Origin of the sequence: Paenibacillus sp. FSL E2-0151 (assembly GCF_037993015.1) — a bacterium.
Classification (GTDB): Bacteria; Bacillota; Bacilli; order Paenibacillales; family Paenibacillaceae; genus Paenibacillus; species Paenibacillus amylolyticus.
The window spans coordinates 2,543,530-2,558,580 of sequence record NZ_CP150308.1 but is presented as its reverse complement, the minus strand read 5'-3'; the positions used below and the strand labels follow the sequence as shown (position 1 = coordinate 2,558,580).

Sequence of the window (15,051 nt, the reverse complement as noted above, 5' to 3'; positions counted from 1 at the left end):
TGGATCAGATCAGGCAATTACTGCTTCCTCATCTTCCAGTTTAACCGAAACAAGCTTGGATACTCCGCCCTCTTCCATCGTAACACCGTACAGCACATCTGCCTCTTCCATCGTACCTTTACGATGGGTAACAACGATAAACTGTGTCTGTTCGGAGAATTCACGCAAGTACTGGGCAAAACGTACCACGTTAGCTTCGTCCAGCGCTGCCTCAACTTCATCCAGCACGCAGAATGGTACAGGTTTCACATGCAGAATAGCAAATAATAAAGCCATCGCCGTCAAAGCCCGCTCCCCACCGGATAACAGTTGCAGGTTTTGCAGTTTCTTGCCTGGTGGCTGAGCCACGATATCTATTCCCGTTTCAAGCAAGCGCTCCGGGTCCATCAGAACAAGGTCAGCACGTCCCCCGCCAAACAGCTTGCTAAACACGGTACCAAACTCACGGCGGATGGCATCAAACGTAATCTTGAATCGCTTCGCCATCTCGTCTTCCATTTCCCGAATAACCTGATACAACGTTGTTTTAGCTTCCACCAGGTCATTCTTCTGTTCACTCAGGAACTCGTATCGCTCATTGACTCGCTGGAACTCCTCAATCGCTCCCAGGTTCACATCACCTAGGGCGGATATACTGCGCTTCAGCTTCTGTACCTCTGCCTGTGTATGCTCCACGTCTTCCGGTACAGGATAACGCTCTTTGGCCAGTTCATAGCCCAGTTCGTATTCATCCGTCAGCTTTCGCAGTATATTTTCCAGCTCAACATCCAACCGGTTCACGGAAATTTCCGTCTGTCGCATCTGTTCTTCCACAGCTTTTAACTGCGTGCGCTGTTCCTTCGTTTCGCTCTCGGCAAGCTCAAGCTTTTTCGACAACTCACTTCGGGCAGCACGTTTGAAGTCCAGCTCTTGAGAAGCTTCCGCTTTTTTCAGCTTGTACTGGTTCAGATCTTCAATCTGTTTAACACTCTCGGTCTGTGTTTTCTTGAGATCTGCTTCCATCGAAGCCAGCAACGTGCGATTCTGACGAAGATCTTTCACCAGCGACTCCACTTCCCGCTCCAGACGTCGCAATTGTTCTCCATTGGAGAATCGCTCCTGATCAAGCTTGCCTTCGCGCACTTTCAATTCGGTGAGTTGGCTCTGCAATTCTTCCTTCGCGGATTCATTGGCTTTCCGAGCAAACTCAGCTGCATGAATGGCACGATGAGTCGCTTTTTCTTCCTCTTCAAGCTGCTCCAGCTTCTTCACAGCGACGATCCGAGCCGTATCCAGCTCTTTGATCTCTTCGGTAAAGCCGCTCTTCTCCTGCCCGGCAACGGCAACCTGTTCAAGCACATGGCGAAGCTCATGCTCTACCTGTTTCATTTCCATCGAAGCCTGCTGTTCTGCATTTCGGGTATCATCACCGGACTGACGAAGTTCATCCAGTTTGTCCTGACACTGTTCCAGTTGGACTTTTACATCATCCACACTGCGATGCAGTTTCACGATTTGATTTTCCGTATCCAAAATATCCTGGTCGAGCTGGTCCAGCTGCCGTTTCCGGCTGAGCAGACTCACATTTTTCTTGTGCTGGCTACCACCTGTCATGGAACCACCCGCATTGACCACGTCACCTTCAAGCGTCACAACCCGGAAACGATACTGACAGCGAGCCGCAATTTTATTGGCGACTTCCAACGTTTCGGCAATAATAACATTACCGAGCAAGCTGCCAATGATTGAAGCATATTTGGATTCGAATTGTACAAGATCAGCACCGATCCCCACAAAACCCTCCATACCTTCGATCATGGAACGTTCAGCCGCTCCAATGGCACGAGGACGAATGACATCCAAAGGCAGGAACGTTGCACGCCCCAACTGGCGTTGCTTCAGAAAAGCAATTGCCTGTCTGGAAACTGATTCATTTTCCATGACCACATGCTGCAAGGATGCTCCCATTGCTGTTTCTACCGCAAGTTCGATCTTCTCGGGAACTTTGACAAGTTCAGCCACAGCTCCATGAACACCGCTCAGCGTACCTTTACGTGAAGCCTTGAGGACCTCCTTGACACCCAGCATGAATCCGTCAAAATCATCCTGCATCTCTTTCATCGTATCGCGGCGGGAAACTTGAGCTTCACGCTTCTGTTCCCATTTACGGACCGTACCCCGACTTTCTTCGAGCAGCTTCTGCAGCGACTGGAGTCGTTCACTTTCCGTAATATATCCACCACGTAGATCACTGATTTCTTTGCCCAAACGAACAACTTTTTTCTCAATGTCCGCTTTGCGACTTTCCAGTGTCTCTTTTTGATCTTCCCATTTGCCCGATTCCTCAGCCGCGCGATTCATTCTGCGCTCCAGCGTTTCTTTCTGCTGATCCACATAACGAATTTCATTGCGTGTCTGAGCCATCTGATTCATCAGTTCCAGCAAATTTCCTTTGAGGCTTTCCTCTTGCTGTTGACTAATGCCACCTGTAACACCGATGAGTTTGGCTTCTTCCTGGGACAACTGATTTCTCACATCATTCAGTTCATGCTCAAGTTTGCCAAACTTCTCACGCAGTGCAAGCAGCTCGGTTTCCCGTTCGCGATGTCTCTCTTCACTGGCGGCAAGCGTTACTTTGAGCTGCTCCTGATTTGTTTGCAGATGGTGCGAGCGCTCCTTGAGCAATTCTCCAAGTCCTTCACTTTTCTCCGTCGCTTCACTGAATTGCAATAAAGCGGCTTGCAGTTGCTCTGTCTCTGTTTCCAGGATACGCAGCGCATTCCGATCATTTTCCAGCTTGGCATCATGCGTAGAGACAATCGCTGCGAGTCCAACCTCTTCCTGTTTTAGCGATTGCAGGCGCTCATTTGCCTTACTCCAGGAAGCATGAATCTGTTCGATCTGGTACACATACATGGAAATTTCCTGCGATTTGAGCTGAGAACGAAGTTCTTTATAGTGGATCGCTTTCTCTGATTGTTCCTTTAGCGGTCCAATCTGATCTTCCAGTTCAGTCACCAGATCATGAATACGAAGCAAATTTTGCTCTGTCTCATCCAGTTTGCGCGTCGCATCCCGCTTGCGGGATTTATATTTAACGATACCTGAAGCTTCTTCAAAGATACCTCTGCGATCCTCTGAACGGGTACTCAGAATCTCTTCGATTCGCCCCTGTCCAATAATCGAGTAGGCTTCCTTACCGATGCCGGTATCCATAAACAACTCCGTGATATCCTTCAAACGACAAGATTGTTTGTTAATAAAATATTCACTATCTCCGCTGCGATGTACACGACGAGTCACCGTCACCTCACCAAAATCCAATGCAAGTGCGTGATCCTCGTTATCAAGTGTTAGCGACACCTCACCGAAATTAACGGCTTTCCGTGCGTCACTACCTGCAAAGATGATATCTTCCATTTTGCCACCACGCAGCGACTTAGCACTTTGTTCCCCCAGAACCCAGCGAATTCCGTCCGATATATTACTCTTTCCACTTCCGTTCGGACCTACAACAGCCGTAATGCCACGAACGAACTCCATCTCCGTTTTGTCGGCGAATGACTTGAATCCACCCAATTCAATCCGTTTTAAAAACATAGGGTTTCTCGTCACCTCCTCTTGCAAATTTCAAGTATTGCATTCAAGCGCCTAACTAAATTGAACTAAAATAAAGTTCACCTATTTAGTTAACGATCAGGTAACCTTCTCCTGAACCTCTTTACAAAAAAAAGAGCAAAAAGCAGTCCGGCCGATTACTTCCGCCGGGGCGGACCCGCGGGCTGCTCTTTGCTCTTCGTTTGTCTATGCGCTATCGGTTAAGCTCCGGCTTCCGGAAGCTTCAGTCGATCAAGTGCTGCAGATGCAGCCTGTTGTTCCGCTTCCTTTTTGGAACGTCCTGTACCTCTGCCAAGCCTTTCTTGACCCATATGGACCTCCGAGACAAACTCACGTTCATGGGCAGGCCCCCGTTCCTCAACGATACGGTATTCCAAAGCTCCCATATTGTGATGCTGAGTAAGTTCCTGCAGTTCCGTTTTGTAATCACTCATTTGCAGCTTGCTGCCCAATACGATTAATGGGAAGACATGCTGATCAAGAAATGTCCGAACAGGCGCAAGCCCCTGATCCAGATACAATGCACCAATGAAAGATTCAAACACATCTGCCAGCAGAGCCGGCCGTGTCCGTCCTCCAGTTAGTTCCTCACCTTTACCAAGAAGTACATACTGCCCAAAACCCAACACTTCAGCAAATTTGACGAGGGAAGGCTCACAGACAATGGATGCCCGCAGCTTAGTTAATTCACCTTCCGGACGGTTAGGATACAAATGATACAAGTACTCCGATACAGTCAGTTCCAGCACGGCATCGCCCAGAAATTCCAGACGCTCGTTGTCCTGATGCTGACTGAACCGGTGTTCGTTTACATAAGAAGCATGGGTAAACGCTTGTTTTAAAAGCTGCCTGTTGTCAAATTTGATTTGAAGTTTATGTTGTAACTGCTTCAGATCTTCACTCAAACGAACTAGCCCCTTATGCTTCAAATTTTTTGAGAATAATGGTGGCATTGTGACCGCCGAATCCAAATGAATTGGACATGGCAATATTAACTTTGGTTTGACGTGGAACATTTGGTACATAATCCAGATCACATTCCGGGTCCTGATTTTCCAGATTGATCGTTGGAGCCAGTGTCTGATGTGTCAGTGACAATCCGCAGATAACCGCCTCTACACCACCAGCAGCGCCAAGCATGTGGCCCGTCATGGATTTAGTGGAACTCACGGCGAGCTTGTACGCATGATCACCAAACGCCTTTTTGATCGCAAGCGTTTCGGATCTGTCGCCTACAGGCGTCGAAGTTCCGTGTGCATTAATGTAGTCCACTTCTTCAGGCTCAATGCCCGCATTACGAAGTGCCATCTTCATGCAACGTGCTGCTCCGTCCGGATCTGGTTCTGTCATGTGATGTGCATCACCTGTCAGACCGTAACCGATCACTTCACCATAAATGCGTGCACCACGTTTTTGAGCATGCTCCAGGGATTCCAGAATCATAACACCAGCGCCTTCGCCCATAACAAAACCATCACGTTCTGTATCAAAAGGACGGCTTGACTTCGCAGGATCATCATTACGTGTAGACATTGCGCGCATCGCACAGAACCCTGCAAGACCCGTTGGTCTGATTGTTGCTTCCGCACCACCACAGATCATGGCATCTGCATCACCATTGGCAATCAGCTTGAAGGAATCTCCGATGGAGTGTGTACCTGTTGCACAAGCGGTAACAACGTTAATGTTAGGACCTTTGGCACCAAGAGAAATGGACATTTGGCCTGAAGCCATGTTGGAGATCATCATGGGAATAAAGAATGGGCTTACCCGTTTTGGACCTTTTTGCAACAATGCATTATGTTGGTCCTCCCACGTACCCAATCCACCAATACCTGATCCGATGGATACACCGAAACGCTCTGCATCAATATTCTCGTTAATTTTCAGACCACTGTCTTCAACGGCTTTGAAGCCGGCTGCCACAGCGAACTGTACAAAACGGTCCATTTTGCGAGCATCCTTGCGATCCATATATTCTTCCGGGTTGAAATCCTTGATCTCGGCTGCAATCTGTGTCGTGTATTCACTAACATCAAACGCCTCAATCTGAGAAATTCCGGACTTTCCTGCCATTAAACTGCCCCAGAACGTTTCCAAATCTTTTCCGAGCGATGTCATTACGCCCATTCCGGTAATTACTACTCTTTGTTTCAAACCGAGTCACCTCTATATCGACTGCATTACGCAAGTATTTTGTGGGAATATCCGCAAACAGACATCTACTCAACCAAGATAGGCCTGTTTGAGTAGAGCTGCTTGCGGAATGAGAAAAACCAATGAATGATGAGAAGTCCCGCCTGTTCGAAAACATGTGCGGGACTAAAAATGACTTTAGGTATGAGATTGTATGTAGTTTACAACTTCACCTACGGTCGTGATTTTTTCTGCATCTTCATCAGAGATTTCCAAATCAAATTCATCTTCCAATTCCATGACCAATTCCACTACATCCAAAGAATCAGCACCCAAATCTTCTTTGAAAGATGCTTCAAGTGTAACTTCAGCTTCGTCTGCGCCCAAGCGGTCGACGACGATGCGTTTTACACGCTCCAATACATCGGACATCCGGTTCACCTCCTTCTTTGGTATTATACGAGAATCGCAGGCAAAATGCCATAGAAGACATATGCGGCTCCCGGCCGGGGAACCCGGCCTTTTTCCGGTATTTCGGATCGTCCAGCGCCTGTTCCCCGACTATTGTTCAAGTCCGGGAAGAATTACATGTACATGCCACCATCGACATGCAGCGTCTGCCCTGTCATATAAGATGAAGCCTGTGAAGCCAGGAACGTGACTACACCGGCGATTTCATCCGGCTGACCCAAACGGGACAACGGAATACCACTTAGCATACCGTCCACCAGCTCCTGGGACAACTCTTTTGTCATATCTGTCTCAATGAAACCTGGTGCAACACAGTTAACTGTGATTCCACGAGAAGCCAGTTCACGAGCAGATGCCTTTGTCAGGCCAATGACACCTGCCTTGGCAGCAACATAGTTCGCTTGTCCAGCATTACCGAGCACACCTACAACCGAGGAGATATTGATAATTCTTCCCGACCGTTGTTTCATCATTGGACGTGTAACCGCCTTAAGGCAGTTAAACACACCTTTGAGATTGGTTTCAATAACCTGATCGAATTCTTCCTCTTTCATACGCATGATCAGATTATCACGGGTAATTCCAGCATTGTTCACCAGAATATCAACGTTGCCCCATGCTTCGAGTGTAGCTTTGACCATTTGTTCAGCTTCATCCATCAGGCCAACATTGGCTTGAAGTGTAATCGCCTTGACTCCTTTGGCACGAATCGCTTCCGCTACTTCCTCAGCTGCCGCTTGGCTACCCGCATAATTCACGGCTACGTTCGCTCCAGCTTCTGCAAGTGCCAGTGCAATACTGCGCCCAATGCCCCGGGATGCCCCGGTAACGAGTGCATTTTTACCTTCTAATGGTTTAGACATAATCATTCCTCCTTTCCCCAAATCTAATCCCTGCTAATCACTTCAACGCAATTGCCGTTGCTTCGAGCGTTTCAAGACTGTTCACATTGTACAGTTTTACGGTTTTATCTGTTTTTTTAATCAAACCGGTCAATACACTGCCAGATCCAATCTCGATGAACGTATCCACACCTTGCTCAATAAGCCATGTCACACTGTCTTCCCATAATACAGGAGAATAGACCTGAGCTGTCAACAAATCCTGAACCTGTCCATCCTCTGCAGGTCTTGCAGTCACATTAGCGACTACAGGGACCGATGCCGGTGAGAACGTAACGGTTTTCAGTTTCTCTGCCAGCTTCTCAGCCGCACCCTTCATCAATGAAGAGTGGAACGGACCGCTTACTTCCAATGCAATGGCGCGTTTACCGCCTGCTTCTTTCACTCGTTCCGCAACAGCAGCTACGCCTTCCTTCACACCAGAAATGACGATTTGTCCCGGACAATTAATGTTGGCAAGTTCAACCGCATGACCACTTTCAGATACGTCACGGCAAAGCACCCCCAGCGCTTCCCGATCCGCACCCAACACAGCAGCCATCGCTCCTTGTCCACCCGGTACTGCCTGTTCCATATACTGACCACGTGCCCGCACAGTGCTCACTGCGTCTGCAAACGAAAGAACGCCCGCTGCCACCAGTGCACTGTATTCTCCCAGACTGTGTCCAGCCGTATAGTCAGGCTGAATTCCTTTTTCTTTGAAAGCTTCTAGCAAGGCAATACTTGCTGTCAACAGAGCCGGTTGTGTATTTGATGTCTGTTTCAACTCGGTCTCCGGTCCTTCAAATACAAGGTTGCTCAGAGAGAAACCCAATGTTTCATCTGCTGTGCGAAAAATTTCGGTTGCCGCAGGCACGGACTCATACGCGTCCTTGGCCATGCCTACAGCCTGTGATCCCTGTCCGGGAAATACAAATGCTATTTTACCCATCTCATTCATCTCCCAGATGTCTATTTTACCAAACGAGTACCGATGCACCCCATGTCAAACCGCCACCGAATCCAACCATCAGAACGGTATCTCCGGCTTTCATGCGACCTTCCTCTGCTGCTTCTACCAGAGCAAGCGGGATGGAAGCAGCAGATGTGTTAGCATACTTATCCACGTTGACTACAACCTTTTCTTCAGGAAGTTCCAGTCGTTGCATCGCAGATTGGATAATCCGAATATTCGCTTGGTGAGGAACAAACAGATCCACATCCGTACGCTCCATACCAGCCTTGCGTAATACCTCAATGGTAGCCGTCCCCATGACACGTACCGCAAACTTAAACACTTCACGACCGTTCATGTTGATGTAATGTTTTTTATTTTCAACAGTCTCTGCAGTAGCAGGCAGTCGGGAACCGCCGCCTTCCATCTGAAGAAGACTACCGCCAGCACCTTCAGCACCGAGATCGAACGCTTTGAATCCGCGACCTTCCGGAACTTCACCAACAACTACCGCGCCTGCTCCATCACCAAAGAGGACACATGTGTTACGGTCTGTATAATCCGTAATACGAGACAAGCAGTCCGCACCAATGACAAGTGCATTGTTGTACATACCGCTTTGGATGAAGCTCGTAGCACTAGCCAAACCGTATACAAATCCGGAACAAGCAGCCGACAGATCAAATGCCGCGGCACCTTTTGCACCCAATTTGTCCTGCAAGATGCAGGCTGTCGATGGGAACGAAGAATCCGGAGTAATGGTTGCAACAATAATCAGATCAAGATCACTGCCTGTCATGCCTGCAGATTCAAGGGCTTTAATAGCCGCCTCATATGCCAGATCAGAAGTTGCCTGATCGGGTGCAGCGATGTGACGCTCTTTGATTCCTGTACGACTGACGATCCACTCGTCATTGGTATCGACCATTTTCTCCAGATCGCTATTTGTCAAAATTTTCTCAGGCACATATTTCCCTGTACCAATAATCCCTACTGGGCGCAAATTATTCATATCCTCACTCACTTCCCGCTAATTTCCTTAGATATGCTCTCTACCAGCTGATTCTGCACTGCAATCCGAGCTTGGCGCACAGCATTTTTGATGGCATTGCCATCAGCAGATCCATGACTTTTCACAACCAGTCTGCTCAAACCGAGGAGTGGCGCTCCGCCATGCTCCGTATAATCCAGCTTTCGTTTCAACCCACGCAGCTCAGGCATTAGTACAGCTGCAGCCAGTTTACTTTTGAGAGAAGATGAAAATTGTTCCTTAAGCAAGGCGAAAATGGCACCTGCTGTGCCTTCCAGCGACTTCAGCAGGATATTCCCTGCAAAACCGTCACATACAAGCACATCACAAGCACCAGTCAGCACATCACGTGCCTCAACATTACCGACAAAACGAATTGGGAGTTGTTCCAGTAAAGGGTATGCATGTTTGGTCAACTCATTTCCTTTGCCTGGCTCTGTTCCTACATTGAGCAAGCCCACTCGTGGGGACTCAATGCCCTGTACTTTTTGCCGATACAAACTGCCCATCAAGCCATATTGTGCAAGGTGCTCCGGTTTGGCATCCATATTCGCTCCTAGATCCAGCGCAAGCACACCTACATCATCAATCGTTGGAATCATAGGCGCAAGCGCCGGACGTTCAATGCCTTCCATGCGACCTACAACAAGCAAACCCGCTGTCATGAGCGCTCCAGTATTGCCCGCCGAGATCATCGCGTCCGCTTCGCCCTCTTTCAGCATACGGCCTGCGACCACCATGGAGGCATCCTTTTTGCGACGCACTGCTTTGACGGGTTCATCATCCGAACCAATAACTTCGGAAGCATGCCGGACCGTAAGATTGGCAGGTCTAACACCTGACTGACTCAAAAGAGGTTCCAGCTTGGCTTCATCGCCGATCAGGACGATCTGTGTATCCGCCCATTCCGTGGCTGCGGCAATCGCACCTTCTACCGTTGATGCAGGTGCATTGTCGCCTCCCATGGCATCAATGACGATTTTCATTCCAAATGACCTCCTTCTCCGCTGTCTTCTCCACCTGAATGGTAGATTACAAAGTTGCCTTGAAACACCATTTCTTCACCTACATAAGTGAATACTTCCACTTTGGCTTTGCCCTTTTGACCCGGAATCGATCTCACATAAGCCTTTGCAATACATTTCTCTCCCAGATGAACCGAACGGACAAAGCGAATGTCTGCTGATGCAGTCAACGCGATCTCGTCATTAATAATCGCTACAGCCAAGGAGTTGGCCTGTGCAAAGACATAGTGTCCGCGTGCAATCCCTGTTCTGGAAAACACGTGTTCTTCCTTAATCTCAAACAGGGAAATCCCGCTCTTATCCAGTTGCAGATCCACAATATCACCGATAATCTCATGCAAGGGCAACGAGCGTACCTGATCATACGAGAGCTCTGCCATCAGTTTCATCCGCTCCCGAAGTTCGGGTATTCCAAGTTCCAGCCTGTCAAGACGAATCGTCTGAATACTCACCTTCAATTGGCGTGTAAGTTCCTGATCCGTCACAAACGGGTTCTCTTCTATCATTCTGGTTAACTGCTGTTGCCTCTGTCTCTTCGGTACACGTTCGATGCCTGACACCCCCCGCTGTATCGTTTACGGAACCGTCCCGTCCGGCCAGTTCAACCATTCTTTCGTGTTGCTTCTATAGTTGCATCCCTGGTCACCAGGGTCGTTCTCAAACGGATTATGGTTCATCTATATGTAACGTCAAATCTTAGAACCTGGTACTAAACTATAGTATATCTCATCCCGTGTCAAAAAGAAAGACTGGCCTAACAAAAACAATTCACCCTTCTGGTGCAAGGATTTCATGCTTGTTAGCTCACTCTACCTACACTCTCTAATCCAAAAAAAGTAGCACCTCATCGAAATGAAGTGCTACTTAATGTCCAACTATTATTGAGAGATGATCTCTCTTGCTTTGTACGTTCCGCACACTTTGCACACGTGGTGACTAAGTTTAAGTTCGCCACATTGTTCACATTTCACCATGCCCGGTACAGCCAATTTAAAGTGAGTGCGACGTTTGTCGCGACGCGTCTTGGACGTTCTCCGTTGAGGTACTGCCATTATTCCCACCTCCTTATCAAAATCAACCTTTGCAGGTAGTCTTAAAATGTTCGATTTTCAATCATGCTCATTTAAAAAAATCCTTGAGCCCTGCAAGCCGCGGATCAATAACCTCGTTATCACAACCGCAGTCACCTTCGTTCAGCTCATGGCCACACTTGGGGCATAACCCTTTGCATGTATCGCTACATAGCGGTATAAACGGAAGATCCAGCAGAAAAGCTTCCTCGGCATAACCCTTCAGATCAACGCTATCTCCATCCACATAGAGCGTATCATCGTCTTCGTGTAATTCCTTTGGCTGTTTTCCCTGCTTGAATTGCTCATGAAAATCAATATGAAAATGTTCATTGATCGGCTTAAGACAACGGGAGCACAACATGTCCACTCCTACAGTCAGCTTGCCATGAACATCCACAACGTCACCTTCTCTGAATTCTGCAGATAAGTCCGCAGTCAGCGGGGTAACGGCTGTGATATCTTGTCGGTTAGAAACCAGTTCCTTGATCTCCCACTGTTCGTTAAACTTCAGGGGACCATCACTGGTAGCCACTTTGCGAAATGGCATTAACATTTCCATCACTCCAAACGAAACCAATTTCATAATTCGTATCAAACGTATCACGACAGTTATACAGGTCAAGCCTGCTTTTGTAAAGCAATAAATCCTGACTGTATGTATTCTGACGAATCTTCGTTAAAAGTATTATGAAATTGACTTAACAAACAAAAATCATTATACCGATTTTTCAAGACGTTTGTCAACACTTTTAACTTTACACCCTATTTTAAAACCAATGGCCCAGAACCGTTTACTCCATCTGGTCTATTATAGACTCACTTTAAGATAAACTACAAGTCGTCATTTTAATTGTAGTTCCTTGCAAATAGCGGTCACATTTCGTTAAAGTTTAGTGTGATCTATGTCACACAGACCCGCTTGCTCCCTATCTATACTTGCTATAAACCGAAGCATGGTCAGCTCCATGACCGATTTATTATCCAACTATTTCATATTATATCGGGAGGGAAAATGTATGTTAAGCGAGCACACCATTAGAGTCATTAAATCTACAGTACCTGTACTTGAAGTCCACGGCGAAGCGATCACACGCCATTTCTATGAAACGATGTTCACAGCTCATCCGGAACTACTGAATATTTTCAATCACGCAAATCAGAAACAGGGACGACAGCAAGCCGCCCTCGCCAATATGGTATACACCGCTGCCCTGCATATCGATAATCTGTCCTCCATCCTGCCTGCCGTCCGGCAAGTTGCACATAAACATCGCAGCCTGGGTATCGTTCCCGAGCAATATGTGATTGTTGGCACCTATCTGCTTCAAGCCATCAAAGATGTACTTGGAGACGCGGCAACGGATGAAATTATCACGGCGTGGGGCGAAGCCTATAATGTCATTGCAGACGCCTTTATCGGGATTGAACAGGATATGTATACGGAAGCGGAAAACCAAACGGGTGGCTGGGAAGGGTTCCGTACCTTCAAGGTTGCCAAGAAAGTGCAGGAAAGTGAAATCATCACGTCCTTTTACCTCGTTCCAGACGATGGCCAGCCCATTGCTAGTTATGAACCGGGACAATACATCAGTATCAAAATCAAACCAGAGGCACAGTCATTTACCCAGATTCGTCAGTATAGCCTTTCAGATACCCCGGGTAAACCCCACTATCGCATTTCCGTTAAGCGTGAGCGAGGTGTATTAGAGCGTCCTGACGGAGTTATCTCAACGTATCTCCACGATCACATTGAAGAAGGTAGTCTGGTGGAGCTATCTGCTCCTGCTGGGGACTTCACGCTGATTGCAGACGATAAGCGGCCTGTTGTTCTCCTGAGTGGTGGTGTTGGCTTAACGCCCATGATCAGTATGTTAAATACGCTGGTTAACTTGAATGAAAATCGAACCATTACATTTTTGCACGCAAGTCCCAATGGTCAATCTCACGCGTTCCGTGATTATGTGGACAGTCTGGCCAAACGTAATCAGGGCGTTAAAGCTTATTATTGTTATACTCAACCTGAGGATGCTGATCGTGAAAATGAGTATTTTCATAAGGAAGGTTATATAGATGCGATCTGGCTTCGCCAAGTGATCAATGAACTGGATTCCACCTATTATCTGTGCGGACCGGTTTCGTTCATGCGGGCAGTGTATACGGAACTTCAGGCACTCGGTGTTGCGGCGGACAACATTCATTATGAATTTTTTGGGCCCAAAGCAAGTTTATCTCCCACGCCGGAAAGTGTCTAAGCGTGCTGAGATTGTGAGATGTGATTAACCTAACTTCTTCCTACATGTATAAGTGTATAGGTAAGTGTACTACTACGATGATTTATTAAGATGAAGAAGCCGTTCTCCGATTATCGAAAATGTGTAATATACAATAGATTTACAGGCACAGTCTGACATCTGCTGATGTTGAAATTGTGCCTTTTTCTTGTCTAAATTGGTGCATGATTTGATCTAATACATGACATCCCCTATGATGGAATGGATGTTATACATACTCGGTTATCCAATCGAAAGGAGTACGTCTAATCATGAATGCCGTAGGCGTCATAGTTGAATATAACCCCTTGCACAATGGGCATGTCTATCATTTGCAGGAAGCACGGCGGCTAAGCGGAGCAGACGCCGTTGTCGCAGTTATGAGCGGCCCTTTTCTCCAGCGTGGCGAGCCCGCCATCGTGGGTAAAAGGGCACGCACCGAGATGGCGCTGCACGCAGGCGCGGATCTCGTGCTTGAACTGCCGGTTGCGTACGCGGTCCAACCGGCAGAGTGGTTTGCCTTCGGTGCGGTCTCGCTGCTGCACCGCACCGGCGTTGTGGACTCGCTCTGCTTTGGCAGCGAGTCCGGCGACCTGGACAGCCTGCAGCGCATTTCGCGCGTGCTGGCTGTGGAGCCCGCAGGGATGCGCGAGGACATCGCGCGCCGCCTGCGGGAAGGCGCCAGCTACCCCGCCGCGTACGCAGGCGCGGCGGCGGCGCTGGCGCCCGGCGGCGTCGATGTTCACGACGCCGCTGCACTGCTGGAGCAGCCCAACAATTCGCTTGGGCTGCACTACCTGATCGCGCTGCAAAGACTTGGCAGCGTGATCCAGCCCTATACGGCGGCGCGTACCGGTGCCGCGTATCATGAGGCGACGCCCGGGCCGGGGGCGATCGCCAGTGCAACAGCCGTCCGCCGCCTTCTGATGGCGGACGGCCCCAACGCCGCCGCGCCATACGTGCCGGCGGCAACCCTTGCCATTCTGCATCGCGAATGGCAGGAAGGGCGCGCTCCCATACACTGGGAGCGCTTTGCACAGCCGCTGTTGCACCTCGCGGCCACCCGCCGTGCCTCCGAGCTGGAACGCATCGCCGAAGTCACGGAAGGCCTGGAATACCGGCTGAGCCGTGCACTCGCTCAGCTCCCGGAGCCTTCAGTCGAAGCACTCCTGAATGCACTGAAGACCAAACGATACACGCGCACCAAACTCCAGCGTATGCTCGCCCACTTGCTCCTGAATCACACCAAAGCCGAGTGTTCACCAGAGCAATTGGCTGCCGGACCCGGATATCTCCGAGTCCTCGGATTTAATGCTCAAGGGCAGAGCCTGCTTAAACAAATGAAGAAAACCGCGTCACTGCCTGTTGTGCTGAAACCATCGACGTTCACACACAATCAGCTGGAACTGGATATACAAGCTCAGGTTGCGTATGGGCTCGCTTGCGAGCACAGGGACACACGTAGGATGTTCAGTGACTACTATGAGTCGCCTGTGAGACTGTAATCCGCTTTTGACCATAAGGCTTCATCTCTATGGAGCTTTTTATTCCATCATCAAACAGATCATTGATATCCACTGTTCCACACTCAACTATACAATTAAAAAATCCCC

General features: G+C 48.5%; 13 protein-coding genes. 2 read left to right on the top strand and 11 right to left on the bottom strand.

Annotated features, from left to right (window positions below; all coding sequences use genetic code 11):
- Positions 1-9: 9 nt before the first annotated feature.
- The 11 genes from smc to MHI55_RS11725 form a co-directional block, all read right to left on the bottom strand.
- Positions 10-3,579 carry a chromosome segregation protein SMC gene (gene smc, locus MHI55_RS11775; protein WP_076208926.1) on the bottom strand — a complete coding sequence of 1,190 codons (3,570 nt, stop codon included), beginning with the start codon at positions 3,577-3,579 and terminating at the stop codon, positions 10-12.
- Between the two features lie 218 nt (positions 3,580-3,797).
- Complete coding sequence (gene rnc, locus MHI55_RS11770; RefSeq protein ID WP_036609458.1) at positions 3,798-4,502, bottom strand: ribonuclease III; 705 nt, start codon at positions 4,500-4,502, stop codon at positions 3,798-3,800.
- A gap of 13 nt (positions 4,503-4,515) precedes the next feature.
- Positions 4,516-5,754 carry a beta-ketoacyl-ACP synthase II gene (fabF, locus tag MHI55_RS11765; protein WP_036609459.1) on the bottom strand — a complete coding sequence of 413 codons (1,239 nt, stop codon included), beginning with the start codon at positions 5,752-5,754 and terminating at the stop codon, positions 4,516-4,518.
- Positions 5,755-5,931: 177 nt separating this feature from the next.
- A complete protein-coding gene (gene acpP, locus MHI55_RS11760; protein WP_024630176.1) occupies positions 5,932-6,165 on the bottom strand; it encodes an acyl carrier protein in 234 nt (77 codons plus the stop codon).
- Between the two features lie 152 nt (positions 6,166-6,317).
- Positions 6,318-7,067: a 3-oxoacyl-[acyl-carrier-protein] reductase gene (gene fabG / locus MHI55_RS11755; RefSeq protein WP_017689228.1), complete on the bottom strand. Its 750-nt coding sequence runs from the start codon at positions 7,065-7,067 to the stop codon at positions 6,318-6,320.
- Positions 7,068-7,104: 37 nt separating this feature from the next.
- The gene (fabD, locus tag MHI55_RS11750) at positions 7,105-8,037 is read right to left on the bottom strand and encodes an ACP S-malonyltransferase (protein WP_340390094.1); all 933 of its coding nucleotides are present in this window, start codon (positions 8,035-8,037) and stop codon (positions 7,105-7,107) included.
- 25 nt (positions 8,038-8,062) lie between these two features.
- On the bottom strand, positions 8,063-9,052 hold the full coding sequence (locus tag MHI55_RS11745; protein WP_036610885.1) for a beta-ketoacyl-ACP synthase III: 990 nt from the start codon (positions 9,050-9,052) through the stop codon (positions 8,063-8,065).
- Positions 9,053-9,060: 8 nt separating this feature from the next.
- Complete coding sequence (gene plsX, locus MHI55_RS11740) at positions 9,061-10,056, bottom strand: phosphate acyltransferase PlsX (protein ID WP_017689231.1); 996 nt, start codon at positions 10,054-10,056, stop codon at positions 9,061-9,063.
- On the bottom strand, positions 10,053-10,601 hold the full coding sequence (gene fapR / locus MHI55_RS11735; protein WP_047842457.1) for a transcription factor FapR: 549 nt from the start codon (positions 10,599-10,601) through the stop codon (positions 10,053-10,055). The genes plsX and fapR overlap by 4 nt, the downstream gene beginning before the upstream one ends.
- 372 nt (positions 10,602-10,973) lie before the next feature.
- Positions 10,974-11,147, bottom strand: a complete 174-nt coding sequence (gene rpmF, locus MHI55_RS11730; protein ID WP_017689233.1) for a 50S ribosomal protein L32 — start codon at positions 11,145-11,147, stop codon at positions 10,974-10,976.
- A gap of 67 nt (positions 11,148-11,214) precedes the next feature.
- Positions 11,215-11,715 (bottom strand): DUF177 domain-containing protein, encoded by a 501-nt coding sequence (locus MHI55_RS11725; protein ID WP_340390092.1) that lies wholly within the window; start codon positions 11,713-11,715, stop codon positions 11,215-11,217.
- A 469-nt stretch (positions 11,716-12,184) separates the two neighbouring features.
- Between MHI55_RS11725 and hmpA the strand changes: the two genes are divergently transcribed.
- Positions 12,185-13,420 (top strand): NO-inducible flavohemoprotein, encoded by a 1,236-nt coding sequence (gene hmpA, locus MHI55_RS11720; RefSeq protein ID WP_340390091.1) that lies wholly within the window; start codon positions 12,185-12,187, stop codon positions 13,418-13,420.
- Between the two features lie 290 nt (positions 13,421-13,710).
- On the top strand, positions 13,711-14,943 hold the full coding sequence (locus MHI55_RS11715) for a nucleotidyltransferase (protein WP_340390089.1): 1,233 nt from the start codon (positions 13,711-13,713) through the stop codon (positions 14,941-14,943).
- Positions 14,944-15,051 lie beyond the last annotated feature (108 nt).

What these genes read in the sequence shown, in the direction of transcription:
- smc (WP_076208926.1), bottom strand. Translation starts at nt 3,579, where the DNA reads ATGTTTTTAAAACGGATTGAATTGGGTGGATTCAAGTCATTCGCCGAC.
- acpP (WP_024630176.1), bottom strand. Translation starts at nt 6,165, where the DNA reads ATGTCCGATGTATTGGAGCGTGTAAAACGCATCGTCGTCGACCGCTTG.
- fabG (WP_017689228.1), bottom strand. Translation starts at nt 7,067, where the DNA reads ATGTCTAAACCATTAGAAGGTAAAAATGCACTCGTTACCGGGGCATCC.
- fabD (WP_340390094.1), bottom strand. Translation starts at nt 8,037, where the DNA reads ATGGGTAAAATAGCATTTGTATTTCCCGGACAGGGATCACAGGCTGTA.
- MHI55_RS11745 (WP_036610885.1), bottom strand. Translation starts at nt 9,052, where the DNA reads ATGAATAATTTGCGCCCAGTAGGGATTATTGGTACAGGGAAATATGTG.
- plsX (WP_017689231.1), bottom strand. Translation starts at nt 10,056, where the DNA reads ATGAAAATCGTCATTGATGCCATGGGAGGCGACAATGCACCTGCATCA.
- fapR (WP_047842457.1), bottom strand. Translation starts at nt 10,601, where the DNA reads ATGATAGAAGAGAACCCGTTTGTGACGGATCAGGAACTTACACGCCAA.
- rpmF (WP_017689233.1), bottom strand. Translation starts at nt 11,147, where the DNA reads ATGGCAGTACCTCAACGGAGAACGTCCAAGACGCGTCGCGACAAACGT.
- MHI55_RS11725 (WP_340390092.1), bottom strand. Translation starts at nt 11,715, where the DNA reads ATGCCATTTCGCAAAGTGGCTACCAGTGATGGTCCCCTGAAGTTTAAC.
- hmpA (WP_340390091.1), top strand. Translation starts at nt 12,185, where the DNA reads ATGTTAAGCGAGCACACCATTAGAGTCATTAAATCTACAGTACCTGTA.
- MHI55_RS11715 (WP_340390089.1), top strand. Translation starts at nt 13,711, where the DNA reads ATGAATGCCGTAGGCGTCATAGTTGAATATAACCCCTTGCACAATGGG.